The 9,758-nt window shown below is 47.3% G+C and carries 10 protein-coding genes and 1 riboswitch; of the genes, 1 reads left to right on the forward strand and 9 read right to left on the reverse strand.

All coding sequences use genetic code 11. The features are described from left to right. Positions 1-116 precede the first annotated feature (116 nt). The 8 genes from DW922_RS15010 to thiD form a co-directional block, all read right to left on the reverse strand. The gene (locus DW922_RS15010; protein ID WP_118727007.1) at positions 117-1,334 is read right to left on the reverse strand and encodes an iron-containing alcohol dehydrogenase; all 1,218 of its coding nucleotides are present in this window, start codon (positions 1,332-1,334) and stop codon (positions 117-119) included. Positions 1,335-1,682: 348 nt separating this feature from the next. Continuing rightward, positions 1,683-1,973 carry a hypothetical protein gene (locus tag DW922_RS15015; RefSeq protein WP_118727008.1) on the reverse strand — a complete coding sequence of 97 codons (291 nt, stop codon included), beginning with the start codon at positions 1,971-1,973 and terminating at the stop codon, positions 1,683-1,685. Between the two features lie 105 nt (positions 1,974-2,078). Next, the gene (locus DW922_RS15020) at positions 2,079-2,948 is read right to left on the reverse strand and encodes a DegV family protein (RefSeq protein ID WP_118727009.1); all 870 of its coding nucleotides are present in this window, start codon (positions 2,946-2,948) and stop codon (positions 2,079-2,081) included. A gap of 113 nt (positions 2,949-3,061) precedes the next feature. Continuing rightward, on the reverse strand, positions 3,062-4,174 hold the full coding sequence (locus DW922_RS15025) for an ABC transporter substrate-binding protein (protein ID WP_243032261.1): 1,113 nt from the start codon (positions 4,172-4,174) through the stop codon (positions 3,062-3,064). A 108-nt stretch (positions 4,175-4,282) separates the two neighbouring features. Then, positions 4,283-5,032: an ABC transporter permease gene (locus DW922_RS15030; protein ID WP_118727015.1), complete on the reverse strand. Its 750-nt coding sequence runs from the start codon at positions 5,030-5,032 to the stop codon at positions 4,283-4,285. 8 nt (positions 5,033-5,040) lie between these two features. Next, positions 5,041-5,793, reverse strand: coding sequence for an ABC transporter ATP-binding protein (locus DW922_RS15035; protein WP_118720993.1), 753 nt, complete (start codon positions 5,791-5,793; stop codon positions 5,041-5,043). Between the two features lies 1 nt (position 5,794). Further along, positions 5,795-6,463, reverse strand: a complete 669-nt coding sequence (tenA, locus tag DW922_RS15040) for a thiaminase II (protein ID WP_347560327.1) — start codon at positions 6,461-6,463, stop codon at positions 5,795-5,797. Beyond that, positions 6,460-7,269 carry a bifunctional hydroxymethylpyrimidine kinase/phosphomethylpyrimidine kinase gene (gene thiD / locus DW922_RS15045; protein ID WP_118721018.1) on the reverse strand — a complete coding sequence of 270 codons (810 nt, stop codon included), beginning with the start codon at positions 7,267-7,269 and terminating at the stop codon, positions 6,460-6,462. Before thiD ends, tenA begins: the two co-directional genes overlap by 4 nt. Before the next feature lie 191 nt (positions 7,270-7,460). After that, a riboswitch (TPP riboswitch) is annotated at positions 7,461-7,571 on the reverse strand. Positions 7,572-7,788: 217 nt separating this feature from the next. On the opposite strand from thiD, the gene DW922_RS15050 reads away from it, so the two are divergent. Then, entirely contained in the window at positions 7,789-8,892 is a 1,104-nt protein-coding gene (locus DW922_RS15050; protein ID WP_118727011.1) for a DUF362 domain-containing protein, read from the forward strand. Positions 8,893-9,055: 163 nt separating this feature from the next. Here DW922_RS15050 and DW922_RS15055 read toward each other — a convergent pair whose 3' ends face one another. Next, entirely contained in the window at positions 9,056-9,451 is a 396-nt protein-coding gene (locus DW922_RS15055) for a VOC family protein (RefSeq protein WP_118720991.1), read from the reverse strand. Between the last annotated feature and the right edge of the window lie 307 nt (positions 9,452-9,758).

Raw genomic sequence — 9,758 nt, forward strand, 5'->3', positions numbered from 1 at the left:
AATAGGAAGAAACACTAATAAAGCCCTGCCGGATTTTCACCCGGCAGGGCTCTGTTTCTGTAACAGGTAATGTTATTGATTAAAAATCGTTGATGGCACGCATGCGTGAACAATAATTAGAAATCTACTTCAGTATCGTAGTAGCAGCACTTCAGGAGTTTTTCCATCTCCTCCTGGCTAGGCTGACGCGGGTTGGAACCGGTACATGCGTCTGCGATCGCGTTCTTTGCAATCTCAGGAAGTCTCTCTAAGAATACCTCCTCCGGTACAAAGCCCTGCTCGGTCGGATAGCTGTCTGCGCCATAGTTCTTGATGCAGTGCGGAATCTTTAAGTCATCGTTCATCTTTCTTAAGTAAGCGATCAGAAGAGCTACCTTCTCGTCTAAGGTCTCGCCGCCCAGCTTCATGAAGTCTGCAATCTCGCCATAACGCTCTTTCGCGGTTTCGTCTTTTGCGTTGAATGCGATAACCTTCGGCAGGTACATAGCGTTTGCTGCACCGTGAATGATGTGTGCGCCGTAATCTGCAAATGCTGCACCAGTCTTATGAGCCATGGAGTGAACGATACCAAGCAGTGCATTAGAGAATGCCATACCTGCCAGGCACTGTGCATTGTGCATGGAGTCACGCTTTGCCATATCGCCGTTGTAGGAATCAACCAGATCTCTCTGGATCATCTTGATCGCATGGAGAGCCAGTGGATCGGTAAAGTCGCAGTTTGCGGTAGATACATAAGCCTCGATTGCATGGGTCATAGCATCCATACCGGTATGGGCAACCAGCTTCTGCGGCATGGTCTCTGCAAGATCTGGATCTACGATCGCAACATCCGGGGTGATTTCGAAGTCTGCGATCGGGTACTTGATACCCTTCTGGTAATCGGTAATGATAGAGAATGCGGTAACCTCAGTTGCAGTTCCGGATGTGGAGGAAATTGCACAGAAATGAGCTTTCTTTCTCAGCTTCGGAATACCGAATACCTTACACATATCTTCAAAGGTGATGTCCGGATACTCGTATTTGATCCACATAGCCTTTGCTGCATCGATCGGGGAACCGCCGCCCATAGCTACGATCCAGTCTGGCTGGAATGCTTCCATAGCTGCTGCACCCTTCATAACGGTCTCTACGGACGGATCTGGCTCAATGCCTTCGAAAAGCTGAACCTCCATTCCTGCTTCTTCCAGATACTGTTTTGCTTTATCCAGAAAACCGAAGCGTTTCATGGAACCGCCGCCAACACAGATCATTGCTTTTTTGCCTTCAAATGTCTTTAATGCCTCTAAAGCACCTTTTCCGTGGTATAAGTCTCTTGGTAATGTGAATCTAGCCATAACAAATCCTCCATTCTGCCGCGTCTTGTCGCGACACCTTTTTGATTTTGGTTTCTGTTTCATCTCGTTAATTAATTAACATTAACTCTGCATTAACTATACCACGTTTTGTATATTTTGCAATAGATTTTGAATATTTTTTTCAATTTTAATTTATATTTCACATTTTACTTGTTAGTGTCTTGTCACATTTTACTTAAAACCAACAACGATTTAACAAAAATCTTTACAGCATACATACCGCATCACGTAATCTCATTCAAATGCAAAACAGACGCACCAGCATGGTGCGCCTGCAGGTATAATCTTATGTAGTTATCCGTCAGATTATGTTTCTTTTGTTTTCTGTTATCTCTGGCATCCCAGGTTAGTAATCTTGCAGGAAACCAGCTTTGGACTGCTGCAGCCTTTCACCGGCAGGTTTGTTCTGCATGAAGCTTTGCTTTGTCTGCAGCCATCTGTCTTACAGCCAAGGCTCTGGCATACGGAAGCAGCACAGCTATTACTATAGCATCCGGAACTATAACATCCGCTGTTGCCCGGGCAGTTGCTAACTGCCGCAAATGCGGTCATCGGCTGAAATGCCATCAGGGCGGTCACTGCCATAGCTGCTGCGGTTGATACGATGTGTTTTTTCATAGTTGTCATTCTCCTTTTGTTACACAAATGTTTCATAAATGTTACAAAAATATGTTAACATACAGAGAATGGAAAATCTACTGGGAACTACTGGAAAGCATTTTCTCACGGTTTGCAGGAATAGCCGATTCCAAGTCCGCCAGGTCCGATATGGCAGGTTACCCCAAACGACAGATCATCACAGAGGATCTTGTGTCCCGGAAATGCAGCCTCGATTTCATTCACCCAGGCATCTGTTTCTTCCTTTCCAGAGCTTGTCGCTGCCACGATATGTAGCCGGCCTTCTTCATATTCCCTCTGGTAAGATTGTTCGATCACTTTTTTGACTTCCTCGATCATCATCTGCTTTGCCCGTTTTAATCCTCGGCAGTTTTTGTAAAGCTCCAGAATACCAATATCGAAATGAAGGACCGGTTTTACATTCAAAAGACCTCCAACCAGGGCTACACCCGCAGAGATACGACCACCATGCTTTAAGTATTTCAGGTCATCCACTGCAATATAGATCCCGGCTCTGGTCTTCACCGCTTCCATGCGCGTTTTTACCTCTGCCGCACTGCAGCCGGTCTCCAGAAGCTCCAGTGCATCCAGAATGCTCTGGTGAAGCGGGGTAGCCACGCTTCCATTATCGACCACATAAACCTTTCCCTCGTATTTTTCTTCCCTGGCCAGCATCATGGCAGTCTGGCAGGAGCCGCTTAAACCACTGCTGATCGGGATATAAAGGATATCCTGATAGGTTTCCAGAGCCTTATCCCAGAGCTCCATCACAGCTTCCGGGGAAGGCTGGGAGGTGCTGATGTTCTCCAGTCTTCCCAGCCGTTCCAGAAATTCCGCCCTGGTAATATTCACACCCTCATAATAACAGGTTTCATTCATATAAAAAGGCATTGGCAATACAAAAATCCCAAGCTTCTGTGCTTCCCCCTGCGAAATGCCGCTATGGCTGTCTGTTACAATTCCTGTTGTTCTCATTTGAAACATCTTCTCCTTTTCCCACCAGACGCAGTCTGGTTTTCCTTTGCATATCAAACATTTTATACATTATAGCTTAATTTCCAGAAAAGGACAAGGGAGGGACATTTTTCCTAATACTCGATATTGGTCATGACATCGGAGACATCTACTGCTTTGTCGATCAGTCCGTTTTCTAACATCCAGTCGATGTTCTCCTGCCAGCATTCTTCAGTCTGGCTTAAAAACTCAGCGGAGTCTGTCTCCATAAGCGGAAGCAGCGTCTTGCAGGACTGCTCCTCTACGCTCTGGGTCAGCGGGAAGTTTGCTTCGTTCTGGTTGTTCATTAAGATTGCAAGACAGCCATCCGGGTCAGCCTTGAAATCGTCAAAGCCCTTCTTGGATGCACGGAGGAATCCTTCTACCACTTCTGGCTCCTCTTCCAGCAGCTTATTGTTAGTCAGGAAGACTTCCTCATAGTAATTCGGGATTCCATATCCGCTTACCGGGAAATAGTTTAATTCGAAGCCTTCTTCTTCCATCTGCGGAACCTCGTGGTTCACCAGACAGCCGATCGTGGCATCGACATTGCCGGTCGTCATGGAGCTCATCAGGTCAAAACCAACGTCGACCAGATTGACGTCGGAAGCATCCGCACCCACATACTCCATCATGCATTTTACTAAAGATTCACTTAATACGGTGCCGCCGTAACCAATGGTCTTTCCAACCATATCTTTCGGGCTGGTGATATTTTTATCCTTCAGGGAAAGGATGATGTTCAGCGGAGACTGTACAATGGCTCCGATGGAACGGATCGATGCCTTCTGGTTTGCCACTGCCTGGATCAAATCCTGCTGGTAGTACATGCCGATCTCGGCTTTTCCTGCTGCTACCATGGAAAGCGCATCGTTTGCGTTAGCCGGGAAACGGATCTGGACATCCAGTCCTTCTTCCTCGTAATAGCCACGCTCAATCGCGGTATAAAGGAAGGTATGGATGGCATTCGGATACCAGTCCAGAACCACATTCACTTCACGGAGATCTTTTTTCTCATCCTTCGCAGCATCAGAAGCCTGCTCTTTACTTTCTGCATCTTTGGTCTCTGTATCGTTTGCGTCTGCTTTGTCTGCTGTTTCAGCCTGTACAGAGGTCTCTGCCGGTTTTGCGCTGTTTGAGCAGCCAGAAAGAGCTGCGATAGTCATAGCTGCTGCGGTAAATGCTGCGATCAGTATTCTTTTTTTCATAATGTTAAAGTCCTCACTTTTACGTATTATCAATCTTTCGTGTCATCAATCGTTGTTCATTTGTCATTACTGTTCTTGCATGCATGTCTTCACAGTAATGCTTATTCTCTATAAATCATTTCTCCAGCGGATCATCCGCTTTTCCAGAAGTGTGACAAGCCACACAAAGAGCATCGCCACTACCGACAATAACAGAATCGGTGCAAATACTCCGGCACCATCTAACTGCGTCATCATACGGCGGCTGAAATAGCCAAGTCCATTCTGGGCACCCAGCCATTCTCCGATTGCTGCTCCGATAATGGAAAGTGGTACTGCCATCTTGATCGCGGAAAAGAAATACGGCAAAACTGCCGGTACCTTCAGTTTCCAGAAAATCTGGGACGGTGAAGCCCCGAAGGTAAACAGTAATTCTTCCATCTCTGTCTTTACGGACTGAAAACCGTCAAACACCGTGATGGTGATCGGGAAAAAGGTAATGAGTACTGTAACCAGCACCTTTCCCCAGATGGAATAGCCAAACCACAGCACAAAAAGCGGAGCCAGGGCTGTAGTAGGAATGGTCTGTGATGCAATGATGAGCGGATACAGTGCCCTTCTTGCAGTGTCATTTGCATCCATTAAAACAGCAAGTCCTAAGCCAAGCACAATAGAGATGCCAAGGCCAATCGCTACCACAGACATGGTTGCCGGCAAATGTGCCGTAAAAAGCAGCTCCCGAAGCTCCCAGAGCCGTACCAGGATCTGGATTGGGGAAGGGAGAATATAGGCCGCATTTACGCCCATTGCTGCTGCCTGCCAGAAAAACAGCAGAAGAAACATTAAGATTAGGGCCGGAAGGCTGGAATTGTTTCTCATTTTCTTTTTCACGCCTGGTTCCTCCTTAACATCTTGATCAGTTCTTCTTTTAATGTAAGGATTTCCGGACGCGACAGTTCGTCCCGGGTCCGCGGATAGGCGGCCGGAACTTCGATGGAGCGCAGGTGGGTCATCGGTGTTTCCTCAACTACCAGAATCCTGCCAGATAAAAAGAGCGCCTCTTCTACATCGTGGGTGATAAATAATACCGTTTTCTTATCTTGTTCCCACTGTTTTAACAGCCACTCCCGCATGGAAAGGCGTGTCAGATAGTCGAGTGCCGAAAATGGTTCATCGAGAAGCAGCAGATCCGAGCCGGTCAGAACGGTCCGTGCAAAAGCTGCCCGCTGGCGCATGCCGCCGGAAAGCTCTCTCGGGCTTTTCTGCCCCCAGTCTGAAAGACCGACCGAGGCCAATGCTTCATCTGCCTGTTTTTCCATTTCTTTTTTTGAAATCCCGCCCTGGATCTCGAGCGGAAGCATGATATTTTCTCTTACCGTTCTCCACGGAAATAAAAGGTCATGCTGCGGCATATAGCCGCAATAGTTTTTTTGTGTTTCGATCGGATTTCCGTTGATGCGGATCGTTCCCTGATCTGGGGAAAGAAGCTTGTTAACCAATCGGAAAATCGTACTTTTTCCACAGCCGGAAGCACCGATCACACAGACAAATTCGCCGTCCTGTACCTGAAAAGACAGCTGGTCCATGATCGGATACGCATCGGTATCGTACTGGAAACACACATGGTCAAATTCCAGCATGTTAATCCCTCATTTCCCATGCCATATCCCAGAATGCCATTTCATAGCGGGAGCAAGCTTTGAAAATATCGGTCAGATGGTCCATCTGTGCAGGAGTACACTCTGCAGCAAGGCGGTCCATCAGACCAATCAGGATTTCATTTTCCTCATGGTAGGAATCGCTCGCATAACCGGATACCCATTCTCCGTAAAACGGATGATCCTTCGCGTCCGGGTTATGCTGCACAAGCTCTTTTGCAATCGCTTCATAGCTTAACGCGCAGGAAAGGATGGCTGCCATAACCTCTGCTTCTCCCCCTTCATAAGCTGCCCTTAACATATAAGAGGTGTAAGAACAGTTATCAAGGGATACCGGGGTGGTTTCTGCCTCTTCCTGTGTAATGCCAAGGCGTTTCATGTAAGTGCGGTGAATGTCCATCTCCCCATCTAAAATGTTATGCGTATAGGCTGCGAACAGTTTCATTACGTTTAAGTCCCTTGCCTTGGCCGCGCCAATGGCAAAGACTCTTGTATAATCGATCAGATACAGATAATCCTGTATCATATAATAGCGGAATTTCTTCTGGTCCAGGCTGCCATCGCCGATCCCGGTTACAAACGGATGGTTGTGGTAGCCTGTCCAGATGTCTTTTACGGAATCTAAAAGTTTCTCGGTCGGTGTCATGCTCATGCTTCCTCCTTTGCAAAGCCCTTGCCGCAGAATTCGAATGCATGATTCATCGGTCCGGAGCCTGCGCCCAGATCCAGCATAGCAGCAAGTGCACCGGAGATGTATGCCTTTGCCTGCTCTACTGCAGTATCCAGATCATAGCCTTTTGCCAGATTGGAAGCAATGGCACTGGATAAGGTGCAGCCGGTACCGTGGGTATTCGGGTTATCGATCCGTTTTCCGTTAAACCAGCGGTATCCGCCGTCCCGGTATAACAGGTCATTCGCGTCATTCAACTGATGACCGCCCTTTAAAAGAACGGCGCAGTGATACGTCTCACTGATTTTTTTCGCTGCATCGATCATTTCCTCTGCCGTGGTGATATCCATATCGGAAAGCACTTTCGCTTCCGGAATATTTGGTGTCAGAACCGTTGCAAGCGGGAACAGACACTCCTTTAAGGTTCCGATGGCATCGTCGCTGATGAGCTTTGCGCCGCTGGTTGCCACCATCACCGGGTCTACTACAATATTTTCTGCTTTATATTCTTTCATTTTTTCTGCAATCGCCTGAATGAGGCCTGCAGAGGAAACCATGCCGATCTTCACCGCGTCCGGGCGGATGTCTGTAAAGACACTGTCGATCTGCTGTTTCAAAAACTCTGGGGTTACTTCAAAAATTCCCTGGACTCCGGTCGTGTTCTGGGCTGTCAGCGCAGTAATTGCACTCATGGCATAAACGCCATTTGCAGTCATGGTCTTTAAGTCAGCCTGGATTCCGGCGCCTCCGCTGGAATCACTTCCAGCGATCGTTAATGCTGTTTTCATTTTCATGATGAAACTCCTCTCATGCATCCATATTTTTTAGGCGGCTCAAGGTGGTGCCCCCAATGCACCGCCGCAAAGAGAATGACCTGTAGCATCTTCAGCAGCATATTCATGCAGCTTTGGCAGCTAGAGATATTTAGGCAAAAGAAAAAAGCGGAACTACGCAGGGACGCAATACCACTTTCTGTTTTTATCCAGTCACAGTCACTTCCTACGTTGGCATGATCCAAATCAGGTATACGGGTCCTGGCGGTCTATAGCCAGCTCTCAGTCTGCTTCCGCAGACTCCCCGGTACTTATGTTCTATTCTCTTTACGAGTTATACTATACCCCTCACCACGCCATTTTGTCAAGTATTACGTTGCTGTTCACGCATTGTCCCAAATTTGTTGTTACTGTTCACGCCTGCATGCCCGGCAGATAAAGCATGCAGGCATTCTTTCGACTTTCCATTTGCAAAAATAAAGAAACGCTGTATAATAATTGAGAAAAAGTCCAATACAAAGTGAGGAAATTCTAATGGAAAAGAACGACATTATCCTAATACACGGAACCAATTACAAACAGATGGCGAAAAAAGTCATGGAAGCTGCTAACGTCGCAGAGGATATCGGCGATAAGAAGAAAAAGATTGCTTTAAAACCGAATCTGGTTACTGCAAAAGCTCCTTCCAGCGGTGCAACTACCCACAGTGAGCTTCTTGCCGGTGTCATTGAATATCTGCAGGAGCATGGTTTTGAGAACATCACCATCATGGAAGGCTCCTGGGTTGGAGACCGTACCGGGGAAGCGTTCCGCGCAGCAGGCTATGACATGGTCTGCGACCGTTACCATGTTCCGTTCGTCGACCTCCAGCGCGATACCTGGAAAGAATACGATGCAGCAGGCATGAAGATCAAGCTTTGTGACAAAGCGGCTGCTGTCGATTACATGATCAATATGCCAGTCTTAAAGGGACATTGCCAGACTACGGTAACCTGTGCCTTAAAGAACAACAAGGGAGTAATCCCGAACCAGGAAAAACGTCACTTCCACACCATGGGATTACATAAACCGATCGCACACTTAAATACCATTGCACGTAACGACTTTATCTTGGTGGACAACATCTGCGGAGATTTGGACTTTGAGGAGGGCGGCAACCCGGTTGTCATGAACCGCGTTCTTGGCTTTAAAGACCCGGTACTCTGCGATTCCTTTGTCTGTGACAGCATGGGCTATTCCATTCAGGACGTTCCGTACATTCCGCTTGCTGAAAAGCTTGGTGTCGGAAGCAGCGATACCGCACATGCGAACATGATCTACTTAAACCAGCCAGATCAGGCCGGAGTCAAATTCCGCATGACCCACCGCGTCCAGAAGCTGGCAGCCTACACCGAACCGAAGGATGCCTGCAGTGCCTGCTACGGTTCCCTGATCTATGCGCTGGACCGTTTAAACGATGCTGGTTACCTGCGCCGCGGTCTTCCGTCTGTTGCCATCGGCCAGGGCTACCAGAATATGCCGGAAGGATGCGCCAAGATCGGTGTCGGCCGCTGCACCAAGTGCTGTGAAAAGAGCCTCACCGGTTGTCCGCCAAAGGCTGCAGATATTGTAGAGTTTTTGAAGGATAACTGGAATTAAAACGAATGAGACGTATGCCGCAAGGCGTACTGCTAAAAATGGAGCTGCCGCATCAAAAGTCAGACTGGCTTTCGATGCGGCAGCATCTTTTTGTTCATGTTCAGTTTTATGTTGTAGATAGCTCTCATTTTACACACCAGCGCCACGTTCCAGATGTGTGTTGTCATGCTTCTACATAAAACGGTGCCTTTTTCACGGTAATGTGGATACGGAATCCATTGATCTCCTCTTTTAAAAAGATCAGGCGGATGGTTTTGCCGTCCTCGTCATAACGTGCGGTGTCATAGTCTAGCTGATATCCTTTTTCTTCCAGATATTCGATCGCGGCCGGCATATCGTTCACAAAGAAGCCAAGATGTCCCATAGTACCTTTTCCCATGATCTTCATAAGCTCCATCTTATTATCTACCGTGAAATAGGCCACCTGATTATCGCGGTAATCATGGTATCCCATGACATCTGTGAAGAAATCCTTCATCCGCGCCCCTTCTTCCGGAGTCTGTGCATTAATGCCTACATGCGCAAATTCAAATTTTACTTTTCCATTTCCTAAAAACATAGTCCTTCTCCTTTTCCCAATGCATATTTACTAATTTCTTGTCAACCGCTTCCTGGCCATTTACAGCCTCCTCTAGTGAACTACATCGGCAATTGAATTACCGAGCATCTGATTACGAAGCATAGCTCCGTAGTTTCAGGGGTGCGTCCATGACACCCTTACTGCTACCCAGGTGGGTTACACAGCTACTTTTATTGTTTTTGTACTGCTCAGCCCGGTTACGGGCATATCAATTTCTTTGCCGGATACGGCATGATACTTTCTCAAAATATTATAAGCTCCTACTGCATCTGCATTGTAGATCACG

The sequence above is a fragment of the Clostridium sp. AM42-4 genome (genome assembly GCF_003480105.1).
In the GTDB taxonomy this organism is placed as follows: domain Bacteria; phylum Bacillota; class Clostridia; order Lachnospirales; family Lachnospiraceae; genus Brotaphodocola.